Annotated in this window: 23 protein-coding genes; 10 read left to right on the forward strand and 13 right to left on the reverse strand. The window is 61.4% G+C overall.

All coding sequences use genetic code 11. The features are described 5' to 3' along the window. Positions 1-88 precede the first annotated feature (88 nt). Together ACP7D4_RS11990 and ACP7D4_RS11995 are read left to right on the forward strand one after the other, a co-directional pair. Positions 89-1,477, forward strand: a complete 1,389-nt coding sequence (locus ACP7D4_RS11990) for a M16 family metallopeptidase (RefSeq protein ID WP_426209284.1) — start codon at positions 89-91, stop codon at positions 1,475-1,477. Between the two features lie 11 nt (positions 1,478-1,488). Next, entirely contained in the window at positions 1,489-2,925 is a 1,437-nt protein-coding gene (locus ACP7D4_RS11995) for a M16 family metallopeptidase (protein ID WP_426102646.1), read from the forward strand. Positions 2,926-3,252: 327 nt separating this feature from the next. Here the strand turns inward: ACP7D4_RS11995 and ACP7D4_RS12000 are convergent, their stop codons facing one another. The 4 genes from ACP7D4_RS12000 to rpsO all read right to left on the reverse strand — a co-directional run bounded on the left by ACP7D4_RS12000 (position 3,253) and on the right by rpsO (position 6,943). Further along, positions 3,253-3,849 carry a YdeI/OmpD-associated family protein gene (locus ACP7D4_RS12000; RefSeq protein ID WP_426209286.1) on the reverse strand — a complete coding sequence of 199 codons (597 nt, stop codon included), beginning with the start codon at positions 3,847-3,849 and terminating at the stop codon, positions 3,253-3,255. Positions 3,850-3,988: 139 nt separating this feature from the next. Then, a complete protein-coding gene (gene infA, locus ACP7D4_RS12005; protein WP_426102642.1) occupies positions 3,989-4,207 on the reverse strand; it encodes a translation initiation factor IF-1 in 219 nt (72 codons plus the stop codon). Between the two features lie 182 nt (positions 4,208-4,389). Further along, positions 4,390-6,513 carry a polyribonucleotide nucleotidyltransferase gene (gene pnp, locus ACP7D4_RS12010; protein ID WP_426102640.1) on the reverse strand — a complete coding sequence of 708 codons (2,124 nt, stop codon included), beginning with the start codon at positions 6,511-6,513 and terminating at the stop codon, positions 4,390-4,392. A gap of 160 nt (positions 6,514-6,673) precedes the next feature. Next, positions 6,674-6,943, reverse strand: a complete 270-nt coding sequence (gene rpsO, locus ACP7D4_RS12015) for a 30S ribosomal protein S15 (RefSeq protein WP_099789292.1) — start codon at positions 6,941-6,943, stop codon at positions 6,674-6,676. Positions 6,944-7,135: 192 nt separating this feature from the next. Here rpsO and ACP7D4_RS12020 point away from each other — a divergent pair, with 192 nt between their 5' ends. The 4 genes from ACP7D4_RS12020 (at position 7,136) to ACP7D4_RS12035 (ending at position 9,736) form a co-directional block, all read left to right on the forward strand. Next, a complete protein-coding gene (locus tag ACP7D4_RS12020) occupies positions 7,136-7,630 on the forward strand; it encodes a hypothetical protein (RefSeq protein WP_426209287.1) in 495 nt (164 codons plus the stop codon). 150 nt (positions 7,631-7,780) lie between these two features. Next, positions 7,781-8,479: a hypothetical protein gene (locus tag ACP7D4_RS12025; RefSeq protein ID WP_426209289.1), complete on the forward strand. Its 699-nt coding sequence runs from the start codon at positions 7,781-7,783 to the stop codon at positions 8,477-8,479. 108 nt (positions 8,480-8,587) lie between these two features. Beyond that, positions 8,588-9,295 carry a hypothetical protein gene (locus ACP7D4_RS12030; RefSeq protein ID WP_426102634.1) on the forward strand — a complete coding sequence of 236 codons (708 nt, stop codon included), beginning with the start codon at positions 8,588-8,590 and terminating at the stop codon, positions 9,293-9,295. Between the two features lie 123 nt (positions 9,296-9,418). Next, positions 9,419-9,736, forward strand: coding sequence for a flagellar basal body protein (locus ACP7D4_RS12035; RefSeq protein WP_426102632.1), 318 nt, complete (start codon positions 9,419-9,421; stop codon positions 9,734-9,736). Here ACP7D4_RS12035 and ACP7D4_RS12040 read toward each other — a convergent pair whose 3' ends face one another. From ACP7D4_RS12040 to ACP7D4_RS12075, 8 genes are all read right to left on the reverse strand, one after another. Further along, positions 9,737-12,421: a DUF6493 family protein gene (locus ACP7D4_RS12040; RefSeq protein ID WP_426209291.1), complete on the reverse strand. Its 2,685-nt coding sequence runs from the start codon at positions 12,419-12,421 to the stop codon at positions 9,737-9,739. It abuts the gene before it with no gap. Beyond that, a complete protein-coding gene (locus ACP7D4_RS12045; protein WP_426102628.1) occupies positions 12,418-13,788 on the reverse strand; it encodes an SWIM zinc finger family protein in 1,371 nt (456 codons plus the stop codon). Before ACP7D4_RS12045 ends, ACP7D4_RS12040 begins: the two co-directional genes overlap by 4 nt. A gap of 6 nt (positions 13,789-13,794) precedes the next feature. Continuing rightward, positions 13,795-15,339 carry a 2-isopropylmalate synthase gene (locus ACP7D4_RS12050; protein WP_426209292.1) on the reverse strand — a complete coding sequence of 515 codons (1,545 nt, stop codon included), beginning with the start codon at positions 15,337-15,339 and terminating at the stop codon, positions 13,795-13,797. A gap of 58 nt (positions 15,340-15,397) precedes the next feature. After that, entirely contained in the window at positions 15,398-16,282 is an 885-nt protein-coding gene (pssA, locus tag ACP7D4_RS12055; protein WP_426102624.1) for a CDP-diacylglycerol--serine O-phosphatidyltransferase, read from the reverse strand. A 143-nt stretch (positions 16,283-16,425) separates the two neighbouring features. Further along, a complete protein-coding gene (locus ACP7D4_RS12060) occupies positions 16,426-17,190 on the reverse strand; it encodes an SIMPL domain-containing protein (RefSeq protein ID WP_426209294.1) in 765 nt (254 codons plus the stop codon). A gap of 262 nt (positions 17,191-17,452) precedes the next feature. After that, entirely contained in the window at positions 17,453-18,469 is a 1,017-nt protein-coding gene (gene ilvC / locus ACP7D4_RS12065) for a ketol-acid reductoisomerase (protein WP_426209295.1), read from the reverse strand. A gap of 58 nt (positions 18,470-18,527) precedes the next feature. Next, positions 18,528-19,019, reverse strand: coding sequence for an acetolactate synthase small subunit (ilvN, locus tag ACP7D4_RS12070; RefSeq protein WP_093389534.1), 492 nt, complete (start codon positions 19,017-19,019; stop codon positions 18,528-18,530). Then, complete coding sequence (locus ACP7D4_RS12075; RefSeq protein ID WP_426209296.1) at positions 19,019-20,746, reverse strand: acetolactate synthase 3 catalytic subunit; 1,728 nt, start codon at positions 20,744-20,746, stop codon at positions 19,019-19,021. Before ACP7D4_RS12075 ends, ilvN begins: the two co-directional genes overlap by 1 nt. A gap of 475 nt (positions 20,747-21,221) precedes the next feature. Here ACP7D4_RS12075 and ACP7D4_RS12080 point away from each other — a divergent pair, with 475 nt between their 5' ends. Genes ACP7D4_RS12080 through ACP7D4_RS12095 form a run of 4 tightly spaced genes read left to right on the forward strand, consistent with a single transcriptional unit; the run spans position 21,222 to position 23,338 of the window. Then, the gene (locus ACP7D4_RS12080) at positions 21,222-21,791 is read left to right on the forward strand and encodes an RNA polymerase sigma factor (RefSeq protein ID WP_426102616.1); all 570 of its coding nucleotides are present in this window, start codon (positions 21,222-21,224) and stop codon (positions 21,789-21,791) included. Beyond that, a complete protein-coding gene (locus tag ACP7D4_RS12085; protein WP_426102614.1) occupies positions 21,788-22,180 on the forward strand; it encodes a DUF3619 family protein in 393 nt (130 codons plus the stop codon). Before ACP7D4_RS12080 ends, ACP7D4_RS12085 begins: the two co-directional genes overlap by 4 nt. A 2-nt stretch (positions 22,181-22,182) precedes the next feature. Next, on the forward strand, positions 22,183-22,803 hold the full coding sequence (locus tag ACP7D4_RS12090; protein ID WP_426102612.1) for a DUF3106 domain-containing protein: 621 nt from the start codon (positions 22,183-22,185) through the stop codon (positions 22,801-22,803). Next, the gene (locus ACP7D4_RS12095) at positions 22,793-23,338 is read left to right on the forward strand and encodes an RDD family protein (protein WP_426102610.1); all 546 of its coding nucleotides are present in this window, start codon (positions 22,793-22,795) and stop codon (positions 23,336-23,338) included. Before ACP7D4_RS12090 ends, ACP7D4_RS12095 begins: the two co-directional genes overlap by 11 nt. A 29-nt stretch (positions 23,339-23,367) precedes the next feature. Here the strand turns inward: ACP7D4_RS12095 and ACP7D4_RS12100 are convergent, their stop codons facing one another. Next, positions 23,368-23,988 (reverse strand): GGDEF domain-containing protein, encoded by a 621-nt coding sequence (locus tag ACP7D4_RS12100; protein WP_426209298.1) that lies wholly within the window; start codon positions 23,986-23,988, stop codon positions 23,368-23,370. Positions 23,989-24,109: the final 121 nt, after the last annotated feature.

Consider the following 24,109-nt stretch of genomic DNA (forward strand, 5'->3'; position numbering starts at 1 on the left):
CTAAAAAACCAGCATACGTTAAGATGCTTCGCCAACGCGTCGCTGTTTTTCGGGCCCTTAATTCGGGTCAGCCATCTTTGAGGTATTTATGCATATGCGTCAGATTCCGTTTCTCCTCGCATCACTTTCCTTGTCGCTGTCGGCGTTTGCCGCCACCGACAACTGGAAGATCCCGGTCAGCGTCAAAAAGCTCGACAATGGTTTGACCGTCATCGTCTCGCCGGACCACACCTCCCCCACCATCGGCGTGAGCGTGGTGTACCGCGTGGGCATGCGGCTCGAACCGAAGAACCGCACCGGCTTTGCGCACCTGTTCGAACACCTGATGTTCCAGGGCACGCCGAACGCCAAAAAAGGGGTGTTCGACACCACCATCACCGGCGGCGGCGGCAACAACAACGGCTCCACCCATCCGGACTACACCAACTACATCGAAGCGGCTCCCGTCTCGGCGCTCGACTCGATCCTGTGGCTCGAGGCGGACCGCATGAAGACACTCGACTTCAATGCCGTCACGCTGAAGAACCAGCAAGACGTGGTCAAGGAAGAAATCCGCGTCAACGTCAAGAACAAGCCGTACGGCGGCTTCATGTGGATCGACATGCCGCAACTGGCGTTCTCGAAGTGGGAAAACAACCATGACGGCTACGGTAGCTTCAAGGACCTGGAAGGCGCCAGCCTGGACGACGTGCGCAACTTCCACCGCGATTACTATGGCCCCAACAATGCGGTGCTGTCGATCGCCGGCGACGTGACGCCCGAGCAGGGCTTTGCGCTGGCCGCCAAGTACTTCGGCGCCATCGCCAAGCGTGCCACGCCGCCGTCGTCGGACTTCAGCGAGCCGCTCGGCACGGGCGAAAAGCGCATCGAACAGATGGATGCGCTGGCCCAGGTGCCGGCCATTGCAGCGGGCTGGCGCATGCCCGCGCGCGGCAGCCGCGACCTGCCGCCAATGGCCGTGCTGGGCGATTTGCTGGCCAGCGGCGACGCCTCGATCCTGTACCAGGGCTTGGTCAAAGGGCGCGAACTGTCGCTCAACGTGGACCAGGTGGCCAGTCCGTGGGATGTGGACGGCCCGGCGCTGTTTACTATTTTTGCGCTCTACAAGCCGAACACCAGCGCGGACGCGATGCTCGCTGCCATGGATGAAGAAATCGCCAAAATCGTCAAGAACGGCGTCGACGCGGCCACGCTCAAGCGCGTGAAAACGCGCATGCTGGCCGACTGGTACGACATGCTCGAACCGTTCATCAGCCGCGCCGACACCTTGGCCACGATGCAGTCGCTGTGGGGCGACGCTAACATCGCCAACCAGGTTCCGGCCTGGATTGACGCGGTCACGTCGCAAGACATCCAGCGGGTTGCTGCAACCTACCTGACCCGCGCCAACCGCACCGTCATCGACCGCAAGGTGGCCCCGAAAGTGGCGCCTGTCGCCGCCGCCGCCGCCGCCGCACCAACCGCCGCCACGAAATAAGGAGAGCATCCATGAAAAAACTGATGCTGACACTCGCCGTATCCATGCTGTTCACCCCGGTCGCGTATTCGGCTAACAACGCAGTCGACAACGCGGCCGACACTGCAGCCGCTGCCTCTGCTCTGCCGCCCTATGGCAAGGACAAGCCGATCCCGCCGCCGCAAATCCACAAAAAGACGCTGGCCAATGGCATGACCATCTGGGTCGTGCCGCGCCAGGGCCTGCCGCGCGTTGACATGCTGCTTGCCGTGCGCGGCTCCGGCTTTACCGCCGACGACAAGCAGCACCCGGGTTTTGCAACCATGCTCGCCGGCCTGTTCAACGAGGGCACGGCCAAGCGCGATTCGCGCGCCATTGCTGAAGCGGCGCAGGGGATGGGCGGAGCGGTCGCTGCCTTCGCCAGCAACGACGGCATCTCGGTGCAGGCGTCGTCCCTGGCCTCGAACGGCGCGGCGATGATGCAGCTGCTGGCCGAGGTGACGCGCACACCCTCGTTTCCCGCCAATGAAGTGGAGCTGGCCAAAGCCAACGCACTCGAAGGCTTGAAAGCGTCCGAGACCCAGCCGGGCTTTCGGGCCGAGCGCGCGCTGAGCCAGGCAGTCTATGGCGAGCATCCGTACGGTTCGACCATGCCGACGGCCGAAGCCATCACCACCGTCACGCCCCAGTACTTGCGCGCCGAACACGCCAGGCGCATTCGCCCCGACCGCACGCTGCTCGTCATCACCGGGCGCGTGACCGAAGCCGAAGCCATGAAGATGGCGACGGCAGCGTTTGGCGACTGGAAAGCGCAAGGCGCGGGCGTGCCCGAAACGCCAGGCGCTTCGCTCAACGCCAAACCGGTGCGCGTGGTGCTTGCGCGCGCCGGCAGCGTGCAGTCGACGGTGCGCCTTGGCAGCCCGGCGATCTCGGCCACAGGGGCCGACCTGGTGCCACTGCGCCTGGCCAGCACCATCATCGGCGGAGGCTTCAGCAGCCGCCTGAACACCAGCCTGCGCGAAGAAAAGGGCTACACCTACGGCGCGTCGGCAGGCGGGCGCACCTACCGCAATGGCGGCGCGATCATGGGCGGTGCCGACGTGCGCAACGAAGTGACGGGCGCGGCGATCAAGGAGTTTTTCAACGAGTACCGCCGGCTTGGTACCGATCTGGTGCCGCCTTCCGAGTTGGTGATGAACAAGCGCTACGTGGCGGGCGGCTATTTGCTCAGCAATCAGTTGCAAAGAGCGGTGGCCGGCACGCTGGCCAGCAATTGGCTGATCGGGCTGCCGCCCGAGTTTTTGGGCCAGTTTGTGCCGATGATCCAGAAGGTCACGCCAGAGCAGGTGCGCGAGATGGGCAAAAAGTATTTTGTGCCTGAGAACCAGTCGGTGATCGTGGTTGGCGACCCGGCGGCCATCACGGCGCAGTTGAAAGAAGTCGGGGAGTTTGTCGTCAGCGACAAGTAATAGTTGACCCGGCAAAAGCCGCCGACGCGAGCGCGTTCGGCGGCTTTTTTACGCCGGGAGGAGCAGACCCGACAAAATCATTGTAGGGCGGAAAAGCGTTAGCGCATTCCGCCAAGGCATGCGTCGCGGTAGCTCATGCATGGCGGAATGCGCTTTCGCTTTTCCGCCCTACGGCCCTCTGGTCTTTCGGGTACGGTCTCTACTACGCGCATCTTCACGCGCCATTTCATGATCGAATGACCTCACCGGAGGCGACATGGATGGACTGACGAAAGTGTCCCAGCTTGTGGAAAGGCCGGCGGACCCGAGCAGCGATCACTCACCCAGTTAACACTTCTCGTACTTCCAGTTGCGCGCCTTGCCCTCGGCCAGCCACGCCAGCGCCTGGCCCATGCGGCGCAGCCGCGTTGCTTCGGTCTTGGCCTCGTCGATCCAGATCACGTACTCGCGCTTGAAGCTCGCGCTGCCGGCGTTGAAGACCTTCTGTGCGGCCTTGTTGGCCTTCAGCGCCGTGGCCAAGCCGTCCGGCACCACCAGCGCCTCGGGCGCCGCCTTGGGCCTGGTGGCGGCCTTGACGCCTTCGTCATTGAGCTTCATGGCCCGCTTGAGCACCGCCGTCAGCTCTTTTTTGGAAGGCAGGTCTTTGACCGAGGCAAGGCGCCCAAAGTGGCCCATCGACTCCTTTTCCGCCAACTCCGGAAACAGGATCGCCCCCCTCCAGAATCCCAGCGCGCAATGCGCCGTAAACGCCGACATCTGGCACAGCATGCCCTTGTACTGGAAATGCGGCCGGCGCCACTTCATGGTCTCTTCAACGTCGGGACAGGCGGCGTGGATCACTTCGCGCAGGTGCGTGAGGATCGGCTGCGCAAACGCAGGGGACGCTGCGATATAGGCGTCGATACGGGGATCAAGGGTAGGCATGGCGACAATATAGCAGCAAAAAAATGGCCGGCCATGCGCGACCGTTCACCAGTGGCGGGCGTGAAAAAACCGCCAGGGCTTGCGCGCTTGCGGTCTTTGCTGGCTTGACGCCGGGGTGCTCGCGACAGCGCGCACAGCCCTATTTACTGCGAAATACGATCCGTGCCTTGCTCAAGTCGTAAGGCGTCATTTCGACACTGACTTTATCCCCTGGCAGGATGCGGATGTAATTTTTGCGCATCTTGCCGGAAATGTGGCCGAGTACAACGTGGCCGTTTTCCAGGGATACTTTAAAAGTTGTATTTGGCAGGCTTTCCAGCACCCGCCCTTCCATTGCGATAACGTCGTCTTTTGCCATTCTATTCCCCTGTTCAATTCAGTAAAGCTGCGAGATGCATGATGATCATGGCAGCGGCAAATCGCCTGCTCTTGCCCCGACGCAAACTCGGGGTAAATCGTTGCCATTTGCAACACATCTTAAAAAAAAACCGCCAGCGCTTGCGCACCGGCGGTGTTGTGTCGGCCGGAGCCATTTACGTATTATACAGCAGCGGGCGCCGCTTCGTTACCTTCAGCAGCTTTCATCGACAGTTTGAGGCGGCCGCGGTCATCAGTTTCGAGAACTTTGACGCGCACTGCCTGGCCTTCTTTCAGGTAATCGGCCACGGCATTGACACGCTCGTTGGCGATCTGCGAGATGTGCAGCAGGCCGTCTTTGCCTGGCATGACCTGGACGATCGCGCCAAAATCGAGCAGCTTGAGCACGATGCCATCGTAGGTCTTGCCTACTTCAACCGATGCGGTCAGCTCTTCAATGCGGCGCTTGGCTTCCTGGCCGGCGGCAGCATCGACCGACGCGATCGTGACCACGCCTTCGTCGCTGATGTCGATCTGGGTGCCCGTCTCTTCGGTCAGCGCGCGAATGACTGCGCCGCCCTTGCCGATGACGTCACGGATTTTCTCAGGGTTGATCTTGATGGTGATGAGGCGCGGTGCGAAGTCCGACAGTTCGGTCTTCACGTGCGGCATCGCCTTTTGCATTTCACCGAGGATGTGGTGGCGTGCTTCCTTGGCTTGCGCCAGTGCCACTTGCATGATTTCCTTGGTGATGCCCATGATCTTGATGTCCATCTGCAGCGCGGTGATACCCGTTGGGGTACCGGCTACCTTGAAGTCCATGTCGCCCAAGTGATCTTCGTCGCCCAGGATGTCGGTCAGCACGGCGAACCTGCCGCCTTCCTTGATCAAGCCCATCGCGATGCCGGCCACGTGCGCCTTCATTGGAACGCCAGCATCCATCAGTGCCAGGCAACCGCCGCACACCGACGCCATCGACGAGGAACCGTTCGACTCGGTGATTTCGGACACCAGGCGCACCGAGTACGAGAAGTCTTCAGGGTTGGGCAGCGCTGCGATCAGCGCGCGCTTGGCCAGGCGGCCGTGGCCGATTTCGCGGCGCTTTGGCGTACCGACACGGCCGGTTTCGCCGGTGGCGAACGGAGGCATGTTGTAATGCATCATGAAGTCGTCGGTGTACTCGCCCATCAGCGCGTCGATCTTCTGGCTGTCGCGGGCGGTGCCCAGCGTGGCCACAACCAGCGCCTGGGTTTCGCCGCGCGTAAACAGCGCCGAACCGTGGGTGCGCGGCAGGATGCTGGTGCGAATGGCGATCGGACGCACGGTGCGGGTGTCGCGGCCATCGATGCGCGGCTCGCCGTTCAGGATCTGCGAACGCACGACTTTGGCTTCGATGTCGAACAGGACGTTACCGACGTCGACATTGTCCGGCGCCGTGGTACCGGCGGCGGCGGCGTCTTCCTTCAGTGCGGCATACACGTCGGCAAAGGTCGCCTTCAGCTTGGCGGTACGGGCGACCTTGTCCTTGATCTGGTAGGTTTCGTTGATCTTGGCGTCGGCCAGTTCTTTGACGCGGGCAATGAGCGCCTCGTTCTTGGCCGGTGGCGCCCACTGCACTTCAGGCTTGCCGCCGTCGCGCACCAGGTCGTGGATGGCGTCGATGACCGCTTTCATCTGGTCGTGGCCAAAAACTACAGCGCCGAGCATGATTTCTTCGGACAACTGATCCGCTTCCGATTCCACCATCAGCACGGCCGTTTCGGTACCGGCAACAACCAGGTCCATCTGCGATGTCTTGAGCTGGGTGGTGGTCGGGTTCAGGATGTACTGGCCGTTGGCGTAGCCGACGCGCGCTGCGCCCACAGGGCCCGAAAATGGCACGCCCGACACGCACAGCGCGGCCGATGCGCCGATCATCGCGGCGATGTCCGGATCGATTTCAGGGTTGACCGACAGAACGTGGATGATGACCTGGACTTCGTTCAGGTAGCCTTCCGGGAACAGCGGGCGGATCGGACGATCGATCAGGCGGCTGGTAAGTGTTTCTTTTTCGGATGGACGGCCTTCGCGCTTGAAGAAACCGCCCGGGATTTTACCGGCAGCGTACGTTTTCTCGACATAATCGACGGTCAGCGGGAAGAAGTCCTGGCCTGGCTTGGCGTCTTTGCGCGCAACCACGGTCGCCAGAACGACGGTGTCCTCGATCGATACCATCACGGCGCCGGACGCCTGGCGTGCGATTTCGCCCGTTTCCAGGGTCACTTGATGCTGGCCGTACTGGAAGGTTTTCGTAACTTTATTAAACATGGGTAATCCCTTTCTAATTGCCGACAGATTTTCAGGGGCTGTCGTTCACCTCACCACAGGCAACACTCGTTGCCTCTCCAACATAATTCGACTGCAAAATGCAAAATGCCTGCACAGCAAGCTGCGCAGGCATTTCTTGTTAAACGTGCGGCTGCAAAAATTACTTACGCAGACCCAGTTTGGCGATCAGATCGCGGTAACGGGCAGCGTCCTTGCTTTTCAGGTAGGACAGCAGGCTCTTACGACGGTTGACCATCATGATCAGACCACGGCGGGAGTGGTGATCTTTAGCGTGAGCTTTGAAGTGGCCGTTCAGTTCGTTGATGCGCGCGGTCAGCAGTGCGACCTGAACTTCAGGGGAGCCGGTGTCGTTTTGCGCACGGGCGTTGTCAGCGATAATCGCTGCTTTGTTGATGTTTTCTACGGTCATGATTTACCTTTCACATGCGGTGCAAGAGTCGCAACCCAGCGCACCGTGAACTTCGATTGATGAACCGGCCAAAACGGCCAGACCGGCAAGTATAAGCGAAAACCCTCCGTGTCGCCAGTGCGCGCTGCATTTGACTGGTGCAGAATGGTGTTTTAGCGGCTTTTCGCCGTACGCGAGGTGGTCTTTATGCACATGGTAGCCAAATTGACCTTGCTGGCAGCGGCCTGTACGCTGGCCGGCTGCGCCGGCATGCTGCGCACCCCGCCGGCCATTGGCGACAGCCTGGCCGTCGTCACTGCCAAGTTCGGCCAGCCGACGGCGCGCTACCCTGCCCCATCCGGACAAGTACTCGAATACGCGACCGGTCCCTTTGGCCAGGCGACCTGGATGGCGCGCATGGGGCCGGACGGCCGCCTGGCCAGTTTCGAGCAGGTTCTCACTGGCGAAATATTTGCCACGATCAAAATCGGCGTCGCCACCAAGGCGGACGTGCTGCACACGCTGGGCCGTCCGGCGGAACGCTCTTACCTGGCGCTGCCCGACCTGGAAGTGTGGTCTTACCGTTACAAGGAAAGCGGCGTGTGGAATTCGATGATGCACGTGCACTTCGACCGCGGCGGCATCGTACGCATGATGCAAAACGGACCAGACCCGATGTACGAAGAAAAACGACTATTTCGCGATTGATAATCTTCTGCGCAATAACCAACAGTTTCCGAGCACCCGCTCGCTGGTTATATTGACACGCCCGAAATCTTCACGTTAAATCAAGTGGCGTGCGCGGCAACGACACCGCAAAAAACGTAGCGCCCATCTCAACGAACCCGGAAAGTCACCATGTCATTTAAAGTCATTGCTGTTGCGTTAACCCTCGTTGGTGTTCATGCAATCAGCATGGGCCAGGCCCTGGAAAAAAATGGATTGCCCTGTGTCGCCGAGCTGTGCGTCGGCGACGGCATCGCGGAGCTGTCCAAGATCCAATGGACGCCGGCCCAGGGCTCGTACAAGGTCAACAACAAGGTGCAGCTAACGTCCGATAAAAAACTGACTGAAGATGACTTGCGCGTGCTGTCGATGACGTATCCGGCGGCGGGCGACGCCGCGCCTTTCCTGCACGACCGCATTTTCGATGCGTCGGCGCTGCCTGCGCTCGGGCGCGTTACGGCCGCTTGCCAGACCAATGAACTGACCGGCTTTTACAACGCCAACGGCGACACCCCGACGCGGGTGGGCATCAGCCTCACGCCGAACCTGACCGACCCGACTCGGCAAGCGTGGACGGTGACGACGATCACGCGCGAATTCCCGTCGGCCGTGTCGAATGACGAGCGCGCCGCGGTCACCAAGCTGCTCACCCGCCGCTACGGCAAATTCGGCGCGGGCAGCCGGACGGTTCCGGACCGGCCGGGCGAAGGCCGCTTTTTCCCGAGCGGAATGACAAAATTCGGTTTCGGCTTGTCGCTGTTTCGCGGCAATGACGAAGCGGCCCGTCTGATGATGCATTCAGCCTGCGCGGACAAGGCCAAGTCCAGCTAAACCATAGCGCCGGGCACGAAGGAGCGCCACGCGGCCCCCAAGGTGCCGCCCGGCGCTCCTTTTTATTGCCGGGCCTGCCCGCACAACACCCACTTTATACTCCCGGCGATGCGCAAATCGCCCGTCCACGTCGCGTCCGGCCATCGCCTCATCGGGGTGGCGGCGACCATTGCGGTGCATATTGCACTGGCGCTGTGCTGGCTGTTGACAAGCCAGGTCAGGGTCGACGCCGACGGGGCACCGGCCGCGACGATTCAGTGGATCGATGTGCGGCCGGGCGCTGCCGTGGCCGTCATGCCGCCCGTTGCCAGGGTCGCACCCGTGGTGCACAAAAAGACTGTAGCGCCGCAGCTGACGCTTGTGACGCCAGTCCTGGCGAAGCCGGCGCCGGCTTCACAGGAGGCGGCGCCTGGCCCGGCCACGGTGCAGGCGCCGTCCGGAAAAAGCGCGTACGAGATGATGCAGCAGGCGCGCCGCGATATCGGCAAGATCGACCGGGAAATCAAGAAGGAGTTTCCGGAGCAGCACATCAAGAAGCCGGTCGACACGGCGCAATCACGGCTCGAAAAAGGCATTGCGCTGGCAAACGAACTGGCGCCGCCCAGGTGGTATGAGCAGGCCAAGGTCAAGGAGCTGATCGACCCGGGTCAATATGGGCGCAAGCGCTACCGCGTCGTTACGGCGTACGGCACCTATTGCATGACGTATGAATCGGCGCATTCGCCCGACGGCAGGGATCAGGCCACCCGCAACAGCGCGCCGAAGATGACGATCTGCCCGGAGCACGAGGAGCCGGCCAAGGCGCAGCAGTGGTAGGAGCGCCGCCAGGCAGTGCCGGAAACGACACAATCACGCTTTTCCTTCAGCCTTGCCGCGAATCGCGCGCCGTGCACAGGGGATCGGTGTACACTGTTTGTATTGCTTTATGGAAATAACATCATGAGTATCTCCGCACTGGGCGCCGGCTTATCCGGCATGATTGCCAACCAGCAGGCGCTGGATGTGGAAGCGCGCAACGTCGCCAACATGAATACGGCCAACTTCCAGCCCCAGCAGGCAGCATTCAAGGAATCGGGTCCGAACGGCGGCGTGACGCTGTCAGCCGAAGGACGCGGCATGGCGGCCGCCGAAGGCGGCACCGATATTGCCGCGTCGCTGACCAGTTCAATGATGTACGAAGTGGGCTTCAAGCTGTCGGCCAAGGTCGTGCAGGCAGCCGATGATCGCATCGGCATGCTGATCAACATTCGCGCCTGATCACGGAAAGCGCGCCAGCAGTTCCTTCTGCGCCGCCTTGCCCTTGCCCGTCAGTTTCAACAGCGCAATCCGGGAACGCGCGCCCGCCGGCAGTTCAAGGGCACTGCTCACGGATAACTCAAGCAGCAGTTCCAGCAAAGCACCCGTGTCCTTCGGGGGCGTAACGTCGCCCATGTCCAGCACCACGCACAGCATGCCAATGACACGCTGCGGCATCGAGGGATGCGCGCGCGCGGCGCTGGCAAGGCTCTTGGCATAACGCGCGCTTTTCCCGATCAAGGACAGCAAGGTCCAGCGCATCTCCTGCGCGATCTGCGTCGCATCGGCGCGCTCCTCGAGCAGCACGGCCACGAAGGCGTCGACTGCCACTGCAAGCTGCCCCGCCTCTTTTGCCCCAAGCGCCAGCGCGATCATCTTGACGGCGCTTGGCGTAACGGGAACCGTGGGATCCATCAGCGGCGTGAGGTAAGCCTTGTCGTGCCAGCGCGCCTCCAACCAGTCGATGTTGCGGCCGATCCGGTACGCGCCGTCGGCGAAAAAAGCTTCCAGGCTGGAAGGCAGCACCGAAGCGGCATACAGCAGGTTGCTCTCGCCCCAGCTGAAATAGCGGCAGTCGCCAATGCCATGGCGGCGAATCGCGATCAGGCTGGGGTCCGGGTTGCTCGCTGCCGGCTGCACGTCAAGGACGATGTACGGGACCGGCGGGGGCCCGGCCCACGCAGCGACCGACCAGGCATAGCGGGCGGCGATGGCGCCGTCCGGCCCCAAGTCGCCAAAGGCGAGCAGCACGCGCGCATCATCCTGGTCCGGCTGGCGAATCCGGGCGGCGGCCTGAAACAGCGCCGGCTCGTCGCCCATGTCCACATCATCTCCCAATGCATAGCGGCACGCCTGCACGAACGGCGTTTGCGCAAGCGCCTGCAAACGCGGGAGCGCCTGCGCTCCTTGCCCCGCGGGCAAGCGCAGCAGTGCGCGCACCTGTTCGTCGAGGATTGACACGGCGCCCGCCCGCGCGTGGGCTTCGATACGCTCGCACAGCACCAGCGGATCGATGAAGCCGCGCTGGTGCGTCGCGCTCGACAAGGGAGCCAGTCCGCCGTGCCGGGTGACGAACACGGTCAGGTCCGCCATGCGGCGCTTCAGGTCGCCGTTCGAGGAGCGCGTGTCGAGCGCGGCAAAAGAGAGCGTTGCGTCAAACACGGCCCCCAGCATGCGCGCCAGTGCGCCGGCCACGTCACGGTCTGCAGCGAGCATCTTCAACCCGCGCTTTAACACGGGCAGGAATCGCTCTTGCGCGCTCTTGAGCGCAGGCGCCAGGCGCGCCAGAGCTTCCAGCGCGCGCTCGAAGTCGTCGATGGCCGCTTCGTTTTCGAAAACATAGGCGATGGTTTGCACCAGTTCGTCTATAGCGTTGAGCGGGACAAGCTTGCGCGATGGATCCAGCGGCGCCAGCACGCCGATGGGCAGGTGCGTATCGACGCTGGGCAGCTGGTAGCTTGCTGGAGCTGCCACACCGACCAGCATGGCCAGCGCAGGGCGGTGCAGTGCCGAAACATGCGGCAGCATGGCTGCCAGGTCGGAGGGCGTCGCCTCGTCGCACCCCCATGCCGCGATGCGAGCGATCACCTTTTTGTGCACCTCGCCCGCCTCGTGCGCGAGCGCGCGCTGGGCCAGCGCAGCGGCGCGGTGTGCGGTCGCAGGATCATTCTTGACCACCGCGTCGAGCAGCTTGAGTGCCGCATCGACCTGTCCTTTGACGGCCGACGACATGACGGGAACCAGGGCGTCGAGCACATCGTCGCACCCGACGCGCCCTGCCTTGACCAGCGCGCCCACTGCATTGAGCGCCAGGGCGACGGTGGGGGGAATGCGGCTGTGGCACAGGGCCAGATAGCGCGCGGACAAGCCGGTCATTTGATCGAGCGTCGGCGCCAACTGTTCGTGAAAGCGCGAGAACCAGCCGCTGCGAAATTGTGGCCAGTCTTTCTCGAGCGTACCGATGCAGCGATCAAGCAGCTCGGTCCGGTCGAGCCTGCCCTCCTTTGCCAGCTGCAGCAATGCGAACGTCCAGCTATTGCCAAACGAATATTTCTCCACACCAGACATATTCAAGTCGCTGGTGCCTTCTACGTCGAAGAGGCGCAGCAAGTGGCCGTCCAGCAGTGCGGGGTCGGCGTCGATCGCCGCGAAGATCGACGGTGCGCCCTTCTTGAGCTGTGGAAGTGCCATCAAGCCAAGGATGTAGGCGTCGTTGCCAGGCCGGTCGGACAAGCCGTCGCACACCAAACGCTGGGCGACGGTAAAGTACACAGGGCGGCTGCTCACCAGCTCCGTGGCGAGGCCGCGCAAGGCCGCCGCTTCGAGCAGGTCAAGGTGCGGATATAGCGTATCCTGGTATTGCCAGTGTTCGCTCCGTTCAAGGCTGCCGCCGCAAAAAAACAGTGCGGCGCCGGCAGCCGACAAATGTTCCTGGCTTACTTGCGTGCCCCACCAGGATGCTGCCTTGCCGTCCCGCTCCCAACGGCCAGCCTGCAGACGGCTTTCCAGATGCTTGAGCGTTGCGGCGTGCGCCTCGCGGTCCTGAGCCGTCATCTGCCGCAATGCCGCAATGACGGCGTCGAAGTCGCCGCTGCGGATGGACGCTTCGAGCACGCAGTGGGCCTGGAAAACGCTCTCGTTCTTCATGTGGTTCCCTTGGGGCGGCCTGAGGGTAGTTCGGAGCGCAGCGCTTCTGCCGCCAGTACATGCTTGCAAGGCCCGCGCGCGCCCTGGTATTTTCCAAACCATGGACAGGTGCAAGCCAGTTCGCCCTCCACTTCGCGCACCCGGTGCAGCACACCGCCGCTGCGCACCGACGCTTTAAACGGGGCGGCGCGCTCCACGCTGACGGCGCCTTCGGCAAGCAGGACGCGGGCGAGCGCCATGCGGGGATGCATGTCCTCGATCAGCGAGAGGTCGAACGGCAGCACCCGATGAAAGTACTGGCCTTGCGTGACGTCGAATCCGGCAAGGCCAGAGACGCCCAGCACGCGCAGCGCGTCTTCCACCTGCGTTTTCTCGAGCGACAACGTGCGCGCCAGCTCTTGCGCGTCCAGGCTGGCCTGCCACTGCAGCTGCGCGCGGACGCTGGCAACGGCGCCATCATTACCCGCGCTCATCAGCGCGCGCAGCGCCTGGCCTTCGCCGGAAAAGCCGCGCCAGGTTTCGGCCGAGAGCACCAGCGACAGGCGCATGTGGCCAAAGTCCAGCACCCAGGCGCTGGCCTGCTGGGCATCGTCGGCATACACGGTCAAGCTTTTCGCTTTCGGCAGCAGCAGTTCAAGCACGCGCAGGCGCGACGTATCGGCCACGCGTACGCCATTTGCATCGGGCCGCGCCGTGGTGCGCAGGCCGCCCGGCCCGGCCAGGACCCAGAGCGGTGTTTTGCTGGTGGACGCCTTGGGTAATGTGCGAAAAAAGCGCAGCGCTTCAATACCGCCCGCGTCGATCCGCTTGCGCATCGACGCCTGGTAGGACTGCACCTCGAGCATTCCACGTATCCAGCGCAGCGGCAAGGCGACTTTCTTCTCCACCATATCGCTCTCGCCCGAACGCAGGCGCAGCGCGTCGCGGCCCACCGACAGGGCCAGCCCGTCGGCATCGCGCACCCGGGCCAGCGCCGCGCGCATCGGGGCGTTGAAGTCGACGTTGGTGGTGCCTTTGGCGACGACGTCGCCGTCATACGCGCCGGGCAGCATGTCAACCCGAATATACGCGCTGCAGCAGCCGGAAAAGCCTTCGAAGCGCAGCACGCCCCCGCCGGCGGTAACCACCGGATCGGCCAGGGCAAGCAGACGCGCCAGCGTATTGGCGGGCACAAAAAAGCGCGACCCGACGATCAGGTGCACTGCGCTTAGCAGTTCCGCCGAGAGGCGCGGCGACGTCAACTGGCCTTCAAAAAAATGCGGATGCAGGCCAGCGGCGCTGGACGTGGCCAGCTGCAGTTGCGGCCGGCCGTCGTCGCTTAGCTGCGAAGGCGCGCTATAGCTGTACGCATGATTGAGCGCGGCCAAGAGGTCCTAATGCTGCGGATTGACGCGCTCGACCTTCGAGTGCAACTTGTTCAGCCCCGACAGGTACGCCTTGGCCGAGGCCACGATGATGTCCGGGTCCGAGCCCACGCCGTTGACGATGCGCCCGGAACGCGACAAGCGCATCGTCACTTCGCCCTGCGACTGAGTGCCGTTGCTGATGGCGTTGATCGAAAACAGCACCAGCTCGGCGCCGCTGGCCGCTTCCTTTTCAATGGCGTTGACGGTGGCGTCGACTGGGCCATCACCCTCGCCTTCGCAGGTAAATTCCTTGTCGTCGATGGCGAACACCACTTTGGCGCTGGGCGTCTCGCCGGTTTCGGAGCGCTGCGACATCGACACAAAGCGGTAATACTCGCCCTCGTGCGCGTGGTCTTCCTCGGACACCAGGGCCGAGATGTCCTCGTCGAAAATCTCGCTCTTGCGGTCGGCCAGCTCCTTGAAGCGGGCAAAGGCGGCGTTCACTTCCCCTTCGGACGCCAGCGCAATGCCCAGTTCCTCCAGGCGCGCCTTGAAGGCATTGCGGCCGGACAGCTTGCCGAGCACGATCTTGTTGGCGGCCCAGCCCACATCTTCGGCGCGCATGATCTCGTAAGTTTCGCGCGCCTTGAGGATGCCGTCCTGGTGAATGCCCGAGGCATGCGCAAAGGCGTTGGCGCCTACCACCGCCTTGTTCGGCTGCACGGCAAAACCGGTGATCTGCGAGACCATTTTCGAGGCCGCCACGATCTGCGTGGTGTCGATGCCCAGCTGCAGGCCGAAGTAGTCGCTGCGGGTGCGCAGCGCCATGACAACTTCCTCGAGCGCGGTGTTGCCGGCGCGCTCGCCCAGGCCATTGATGGTGCACTCGATCTGGCGCGCACCGCCGATCATCACGCCGGCCAGCGAGTTGGCCACGGCCAGTCCCAGGTCGTTGTGGCAGTGGACCGACCAGACCGCCTTGTCCGAATTGGGAATGCGTTCGCGCAGGCGCTTGATGGTGGCGCCGAAAACCTCGGGCACCGCGTAGCCGACGGTGTCGGGAAAGTTGATAGTGGTGGCGCCTTCGGCGATCACGCCTTCGAGCACGCGGCACAGGAAGTCTTGGTCGGAGCGGCTGCCGTCTTCGGGTGAAAATTCGATGTCGTCGGTGTACTGGCGCGCGCAGCGGATGGCCGCAAGCGCCTGCTCATAAACCTGTTCAGGCTCCATGCGCAGCTTCATTTTCATGTGCAGGGGCGAAGTGGCGATGAAGGTGTGGATGCGCTTGCGCGCGGCCATCTGCAGCGCCTCGGCAGCGCGCGCGATGTCGCGCTCGTTGGCACGCGAGAGCGAGCAGACGGTGGAATCTTTGATGACGGCGGCGATCGCGCGGATCGCCTCGAAGTCGCCCGGCGAAGCGGCCGCGAAGCCCGCCTCGATGACGTCCACGCGCATGCGCTCGAGCTGGCGCGCGATGCGCACTTTTTCATCCCTGGTCATGGAGGCGCCGGGCGACTGCTCGCCGTCGCGCAGGGTGGTGTCGAAAATGATCAGGCGGTTCGGGTCAATCATGGCTTCTCCAGTTGTCAAGAAGTGAAATGCAGGCACCGCCACGCCGACCCGGCGTCGGTCAGCGGCGCTCGCTCGGGTCGAGTAGATCGTCGTCGGTTTGCACGATGCTCACCGGCTTGCCTTTTGCAAGGCGCCACAGGAACACGCCGTAACCGGACAAACCATATAAAACAAAAATGGCGGTCAACACCTTGGGCGGGTCGATCGACACCAGCGCCAGGCCCAGGACGATCAGAAACACGACGATGAACGGCACCGATTTGCGCAGGTTGACCTCCTTGAAGCTGTAGAACGGCACATTGGTCACCATCGACAGGCCCGCGAACAGCGTGATGCCAAAGGCGAACCAGCGCAGCAGGATCGGGCTGTAGCCAAGGTCGGTGACGATCAGGATGAAGCCGGCCACCATGGCCGCGGCGGCCGGGCTGGGCAAACCCTGAAAGAAGCGCTTGTCGACGACTTCAATATTGGTGTTGAAGCGCGCCAGGCGCAGCGCGGCGCACGAGCAGTAAACAAAGGCGGCGATCCAGCCCCATTTGCCCGGCAGCGTGCGCAGCGACCATTCGTAGATCACCAGCGCCGGTGCAGCGCCAAAGCTGACCATGTCGGACAGGCTGTCGTACTGGGCGCCAAATTCGGACTGGGTATTGGTCAGGCGCGCGACGCGGCCATCGAGCCCATCAAGCACCATGGCCACGAAGATGGCCCAGGCGGCCAGTTCGAAGCGCAAATTCATGGCCTGAACGATGGCGTAAAAGCCGCAGAACAGCGCCGCCGTGGTGAACGCGTTGGGCAGCAGGTAAATGCCGCGCGCGCGCACGGGATTGCCGTCGGCGTCGATCTTGCGCCGGCCAATGCTTTTAAAGCGGGTGAAACGCGAGATGTTCCCGGTTTTCGCTTTCGGCTGGTTGCCGCTCTTTCTGCGGCGGGGGAAGGAGGCCATAAGTGTCCGTTTCAAGTGTTGGGGGCATCGCGCGGTCGCGCCCGGACAGGGCGAGCGGGCGAGCCCACTTATTATAGTGGGCGGACCGGCTACTTAGCGAATCGGTATGCTTGCTTGAACGTGCCCCTCCCCCGTGATGGTTGCTATTTGAACTTTACCTTGCCCACCAGGCGCATTTGCAGCGTGGTGTCGCCCGGCTCGAAGCTTGGCTCGGCCACTTGCTGCTCATTCATCGCCTGCGAGCGCATCAGTCTTGGTGCCGCTGCGCTGCCCGCCTGGGCGTCGCCGGTGTAGTTGCCAGAGCCTTCAAAGTCGATCGTCTCGACCACGGCGTCGCTGACCTTGCGGCCCATGGCGGCAGCGATCGAGGCAATGCGTTCATTCAAGTTCTGGTACGTGACCTTGATGCGCTGGTCATCGAGCTTTTTGGTGGTGGCCGGGGACAGGCCAAAGCCGATGCCGTTCAGGGCCAGTGTTTTCTGGACGGAGGACGTCATTTTCGGCAGGCCGGCGATGTTGCTCGTTTTTACTTCCAGATATTGGCCAACGCGCCAGCTGGTGGGCAGGCGCGGTTTTTTGACAGCCACGCCGTCGACGGGAACCGGACGGTCTTCGGGGTAGACGGGGTAAGTGTAGTAACCCATGGTCTTGAGGACGGCTTGCGGGTCTTCCTTGCGGACGAGTTCGGTACCCTCCTTCATTTTCTGGTTGACGCGCGAGGCGGCGGCGGCCTTGTCCTTGTCTTGCTCTTCGACCATGAAGCTCGCTGTCGCTTCGTCGTTGGCGTGGGTAACTTCGCCGGTGGCGGGGACAATGACGAGGGTGCCGGTGGTGGGCACGGTTTGGGCTTGAACGTGTGCTGCGAGAGCCAGGCTGGCGGCCAGCAGGGCGATTTTTTTGGGTGACATTGGGTGTTCTCCGAGTTGAATATCAGGAAAGATACCCGGAAATGGATGTCGCTGGTGGATTTGATATTACTTGTTGCAACTGTAGCGCGCGTTACAGAATTGCTACATTTACCTACATCGTCCTCGCGCACGCGGGGACCCATGGAACATCGGCTCATAGCAACCGTTCTATGGATCCCCGCGTTCGCGAGGACGATGTAACTCTACTGTACCGTCGCCGCTTTTGCGACATCGGCGTGCGCGAGCACGATGTAGGGACTACTTAGTTTTTCGACTGGTCAACCAGCTTGTTCTTCGCGATCCACGGCATCATCGCGCGCAGTTTCGCGCCGACTTCTTCGATTGGATGCTCGGCGGTCAAACGGCGGCGCGAGATCAAGGTCGGTGCGCCGGCCTTGTTTTCCAGGATGAAGCTCTTGGCGTATTCGCCGGTCTGGATATCTTTCAGGCACTGGCGCATGGCTTCCTTGGTGGCCGACGTCACCACTTTAGGACCGGTCACGTATTCGCCGTATTCCGCGTTGTTCGAGATCGAGTAGTTCATGTTGGCAATGCCGCCTTCATAGATCAGGTCGACGATCAGCTTGAGTTCGTGCAGGCACTCGAAATACGCCATTTCCGGCGCGTAGCCAGCTTCGGTCAGTGTTTCGAAACCGGCTTTGATCAGCTCGACCGCGCCACCGCACAGGACGGCTTGCTCGCCGAACAGATCGGTTTCGGTTTCTTCGCGGAAGTTGGTTTCAATGATGCCGGCACGGCCGCCACCGTTGGCCATGGCGTACGACATGGCGATATCGCGCGCCGAGCCGGACTTGTCCTGGTAGACAGCGATCAGGTGCGGCACGCCGCCGCCTGCCGCGTAGGTGCCGCGCACGGTGTGGCCCGGTGCTTTTGGCGCGATCATGATGACGTCGAGGTCGGCGCGTGGCACGACTTGGCCGTAATGCACGTTAAAGCCGTGCGCAAAGGCCAATACGGCGCCCTGCTTGGCGTGCGGCGCCACGTTTTCGTTGTAGACCTGGGCGATGTTCTCGTCCGGCAGCAAGATCATGATGATGTCGGCAGCCTTGATTGCTTCGTCGACTTCCGCCACTTTCAGACCGGCTTGCTCAACCTTGTTCCACGATGCGCCACCCTTGCGCAGGCCGACGGTGACGTTGACGCCCGAATCGTTCAGGTTTTGCGCGTGGGCATGGCCCTGGGAGCCGTAGCCGATGATGGCAACGTTCTTGCCTTTAACGAGGGAGAGGTCGCAGTCTTTGTCGTAAAAAACGTTCATGATATTTCCTATATTTTTAGTGTAATGGTTGTGCTGCGGCGTGGTGCCGACAGCACGATCAAACTTTGAGAATGCGTTCGCCGCGGCCAATGCCGGATCCGCCGGTACGTACCGTTTCGAGAATGGAGGCGCGGTCGATGGAATCGATGAACGCGTCGAGCTTGCCCTTGTTGCCGGTCAGCTCGATCGTGTACGTCTTTTCCGTGACATCGATGATGCGTCCGCGGAAGATATCCGCAGTGCGCTTCATCTCTTCGCGTTCCTTGCCCACCGCGCGCACTTTGATCAGCATGAGCTCGCGCTCGATGTGTGCACCTTCGGTCAGGTCAACCACTTTTACCACCTCGATCAGGCGGTTCAGGTGTTTGGTGATCTGCTCGATGATGTCGTCCGAACCGCTGGTGACGATCGTCATTCGCGACAAGGTGGCGTCTTCGGTCGGAGCAACAGTCAAGGTTTCAATGTTGTAGCCGCGCGCCGAGAACAGGCCCACCACGCGCGAGAGCGCACCGGCTTCGTTTTCAAGCAAGACAGAAATAATATGGCGCATTACAGGTCCTCCGATCCGAGCAGCATTTCGGACAGACCTTTGCCCGCCTTGACCATCGGCCAGACGTTTTCAGATTGGTCGGTAATGAAGTTCATGAACACCAGCCGGTCCTTCATGGCGAACGCTTCCTGCAGCGCGCCGTCGACGTCGCTTGGCTTTTCGATCTTCATGCCGACGTGCCCATAAGACTCGGCCAGCATCGAAAAGTCGGGCAGCGAATCCATGTAGGACTCGGAATAGCGCGAACCGTAATCGATCTGTTGCCACTGGCGAACCATGCCGAGGAAACGGTTATTGAGCAAAATGATTTTCGGCGTCAAGTGATACTGCTTGCAAGTGGCAAGTTCCTGGATGCACATCTGGATCGAACCTTCGCCGGTGATGCAGGCAACGGTCGCGCCGGGGTTGGCCATCTGCACGCCCATGGCGTACGGCAAGCCCACGCCCATGGTGCCCAGGCCGCCCGAATTGATCCAGCGGCGCGGCTTGTCGAAGCGGTAGTACTGGGCCGCCCACATCTGGTGCTGGCCCACGTCGGACGTGATGAAGGCGTCGCCCTTGGTGATGTCCCACACTTTTTCGACCACGGACTGCGGCTTGATGACCAGGCTCGAGTCAGCGTAGGCCAGGCACTTGCGCCCGCGCCATTCATTGATCTGCTTCCACCAGTCCTTGATGCCGGCTGGATTGGGTTTGGCTTCGGCCGCTTCCAGCTGCGACAGCATTTCGATCAGCACGTCCTTGACGTTGCCCACGATGGGAATGTCGACCTTGACGCGCTTGGAAATCGACGAGGGGTCGATGTCGACGTGAATGATCTTGCGCGGATTGGAGGCAAAGTGCTTCGGGTTGCCGATCACGCGGTCATCAAAGCGCGCGCCAATGGCGATCAGGACGTCGCAATGCTGCATCGCCATGTTCGCTTCATAGGTGCCGTGCATGCCTGGCATGCCGACGAAGTTGTCGCTCGAGGCGCGGTAAGCGCCCAGGCCCATCAGCGTATTGGTGACCGGAAAGCCGAGCTTGTCGACCAGCCGGTTCAGTTCGGGCGAGGCATTGGCCAGGATCACGCCGCCGCCGGTGTAAATCATCGGGCGTTCGGCTTGCAGCAGCAATTGCACGGCCTTGCGGATCTGGCCCGCGTGGCCCTTGTCGACCGGCTTGTACGAACGCATCTCGACTTCCTTCGGATAGTCGTAGACGCACTTGTGCATGCTGATGTCTTTGGGAATATCGACCAGGACGGGACCCGGACGGCCGGTCCTGGCAATAAAGAATGCTTTCTTGATCGTCGAGGCGAGGTCTTTCACGTCCTTGACGAGAAAGTTATGCTTGACGCAAGGGCGGGTGATGCCGACGGTGTCGCATTCCTGGAACGCATCCTGGCCAATCGCGTGGCTCGGCACTTGCCCGGAGATCACGACCATCGGGATCGAATCCATGTACGCGGTCGACAAGCCAGTGACGGCATTGGTCACGCCGGGACCTGACGTCACGAGGGCCACGCCCACGGTGTTCGAGCTGCGCGAATAGGCGTCGGCTGCGTGCACGGCGGCCTGCTCGTGGCGTACTAAAACGTGCTGGAATTTGTCTTGATTGAAGATGGCGTCGTAGATGTAGAGTACGGCTCCGCCCGGATATCCAAAGACGTGCTTGACGCCCTCTTCGGCCAGACAACGTACTAAAATCTCAGCGCCCGTGATGGGAACTGCTACTTCGTTGTTCATGATACATTCCTTTCAAAACCCATTGGGAGGTGATCGGATGCTCTTTCCTAACGAGAGTCGGGTATCGATACAGTGCTCAGGCTTCCCTTCTTTCTGCGGTCACGTCGATCTTTCATCTCGCCGTAGGGAGATTACAAACCGGCGCTAAACGCAACTCGTTTGGCATGAGTTTCTGTAGCGATTACTGCGAACCTCTCGCGCTTGTGGCGCGGGTTAGAGCAAACTGCCTACATATGAAAGCGCGTCATGTCGAGGATGGCCTTGTGTGCCGGTCTCAACTAGACCATACAGCTTCGGGGTTGCAAAGCGTTCTATACCTTACCGCGCTGCACCATTTTGGTCAAGGACAAAAAGACCGAATTCTCCCGTTTACAGCGTGTCTTAAAGGAAACAAGACTAAATTCAATGCAAAACTTGCCATTTTTTGCTAGCATGCGTCAGTTTTCCGAGAAGCCACCCCTCCACCGCGCACCGCATGGCCACAGACAAAGAACTTTCGGACTTCCTTGAGAACGTAGAACGGCGTGCTTTCAAGCAAGCCGTGTACGCCGTTCGCAAGGATGAATCCGCGCTCGACATCGTGCAGGACGCGATGATCAAGCTTGCCGAGAAATACGGCGACAAGCCGGCGGCCGAATTGCCGATGCTGTTCCAGCGCATTTTGCAAAACACCATACTCGATTATTTCCGGCGCGAGAAAGTGCGCAATACCTGGGTCAGTTTGTTCGGGGCAATGGGGAAAAGGGATGGCGACGACGAGGACTTTGATATACTCGAATCATTCGAGGCCCAGGAGGGGTCGGCGGCTGCGGAATCGAGCGCCGATCTGGTCGAACGCATGCAAACGCTGACGATTATCGATGCGGAAGTACAAAAGCTCCCCGCGCGTCAACGGGAAGCCTTCCTCATGCGTTACTGGCAAGACATGGATGTGGCTGAAACGGCCGAAGCGATGGGGTGTTCCGAGGGGAGCGTCAAGACGCACTGTTCGAGAGCGACTCACGCACTGGCTGAATCGCTGAAAGCCAAGGGAATAAAACTATGAACTCCGACGACCTCAATTTCGCCTACAAGGTGCGCCACGCGCTCAACGAGCATGCTGAGCAACTGCCCTCTTCCACGGTCGATCGGCTCGCTGCGGCGCGCAAGGCGGCCATGGCACGCAAAAAGCCCGATGCGCCCGTGCGCCTGGCGCAGCGCCAGATGGCCGGCAATATCGGTTCACTGTTTTCCTTTTCCACGCTCGGACGCATGGCCGTCATCGTGCCGCTGCTCGCGCTCGTGGTCGGCCTGGCCGGCATTTATGAATACGAAGAGCAGCAGCGCATTTCCGAGATGGCCGAGCTGGACGCGGCCTTGCTGGCCGACGACCTGCCGCTGACGGCCTACCTTGACACCGGCTTTAATGCCTACCTGGAAAAGCGCACGCAATAAGGATGACTCCAATCACGTTCCCACTTCGCGCTATCGCCGTTGCCGTTGCCGCCCTGTCGATTGCCAGTAGTGCCGCGGCGCGCCAGGCTGCGCCGGCAGTTGCCCCGCCAGTTGCCCAGTCACCGGCCGTCAAGGCGCCGGTGGCGGTGACGACTGACAAGCCGCTGTGGAAAACGCTGTCGGGCCCGCAACAGATCGCGCTCGATCCACTCAAGGCCGAGTGGGACAATATGGAAGGCCTGCGCAAGCAGAAATGGCTGGAAATTGCAAACCGCTATTCATCGATGAAGCCCGATGAGCAGATGCGCGTGCAAGAACGCATGCGCGCCTGGACCAAGCTGACCCCCGACGAACGGCGCGTCGCCCGCGAGAACTATACGCTGAGCAAAAAACTCGACAAGGGTCAAAAATCGGCCAAGTGGGAGCAGTATCAGCAATTGCCGGAAGAAGAAAAGCGCAAGCTCGCTGCCGACGCCGCCCTCAACAAGCACGTGACCAACCTGCCGCCCAAGTCGCAAGTGAAGCCTGGCGCACCGGTCAAGCCGCTGCCGGCCGCGTCGAACCCGCCTGTTACCAATCCACCACCGGGCAATCCGGCCGTTCCTGTTCCCAATGCAAAATAGCACGTCGCTCGTCGCAACACCTTCCATCAAACGTCGCCTGATCTGCCTGGTTTATGAAGCTTTCCTGGTCGTAGCCGTACTGGCGCTGGCCATGACAGTCTTTTTGATGGCGGTTAAAGGGTACACCGGACCTTTTGTTGAACATGGTCCGAAATTTGTCATTTTCCTCGGCGCGGGCGCCTACTTTATTCATTCGTGGAGCGGCAGCGGCTTTACGCTGGCCATGAAAACCTGGCGCATCAAGGTTGTTCACATTGGTACTGCGCGCGTGCCGTTTCGCAATGCCGCCGTGCGCTACGTCTTTTCTTGGGGTTGGATGTTGCCGGGCGGCTTGATTTACCAAGCGCTGGGATACCACGACCGCGCGTGGGCGGCCATGAGCTTGTCGATGCTCGCAGGAATATGCATCTGGGCGGCAACCGCTTTCCTGGACAAGGATCGGCAATTTCTGCATGACAAGCTTGCGCGTACTCGCCTGATCTGCCTGCCAAAACCGGTCAAGGCGAGCAAAGCGCCGGCCAACACCACGACGTAAGCAAAAAAAGCGCCCGCGGGCGCTTTTTTTCAGTCATCCATCGCCGCAAACAAGCCTGCAGGCAATTCCTGCTCCAGCGTGACGAGTTTGTTGCGCCCTTCGTTCTTCGCCTGCACCAGCGCTTGCTGGGCGCGCGCGATCATGTTTTCGGCCGACTCGGCTGGAAAATTGGTCGTCAGTCCCGTTGAAAACGTGACCGTGCGACCCGGCGTGACCGTGTTCCAGTCGAACCCGGCAACGAAGGCATTCAAGCGGTTCATGGCCAGCACGCCCTGGTGCAGCCAGGTCGCGGGAAGAATGATGCCAAAGACGTCACTGTCGACGCGGCCGAACCGGTCCAGCGTGCGCAGCAGCAGGCACGACTCGCGCGCAATGGTTTGCAGCACCATGTCGCCCGTGTCCGGGCCGATCTGGGCGTTAACATCTTTCAGATGGTCGATGCCGATCACGGCGAAACAGAAAGGCTGGCCGGTGCGCGAGGAGCGCTGCAGCTCCTCGGTGACCAGCTCGACAATGCTGCGCCGGTTGAGCACGCCCGTTAACGGGTCATGCCTGGCGAGGGAATGCAATCGCTCGATTTCGCTATTCTTGTGCGCTAATTGCCGCAGAAGCGGTTCGCAGGAAGAGCAGCCGTCGCATTGTGTGCTCATTGAGAGTCCTCAAGGTTAATCTATGCATCCAGCTTAACGGCTCAGTTACTCTCGATCAAGCATTATTAGCGCTGGTACATCGAGGCGTTTCCCGGCAACTACGTTACGCAAGCTAAATCGC

Origin of the sequence: Massilia sp. TWP1-3-3 (assembly GCF_049897805.1) — a bacterium.
Taxonomy (GTDB): Bacteria; Pseudomonadota; Gammaproteobacteria; order Burkholderiales; family Burkholderiaceae_D; genus Telluria_A.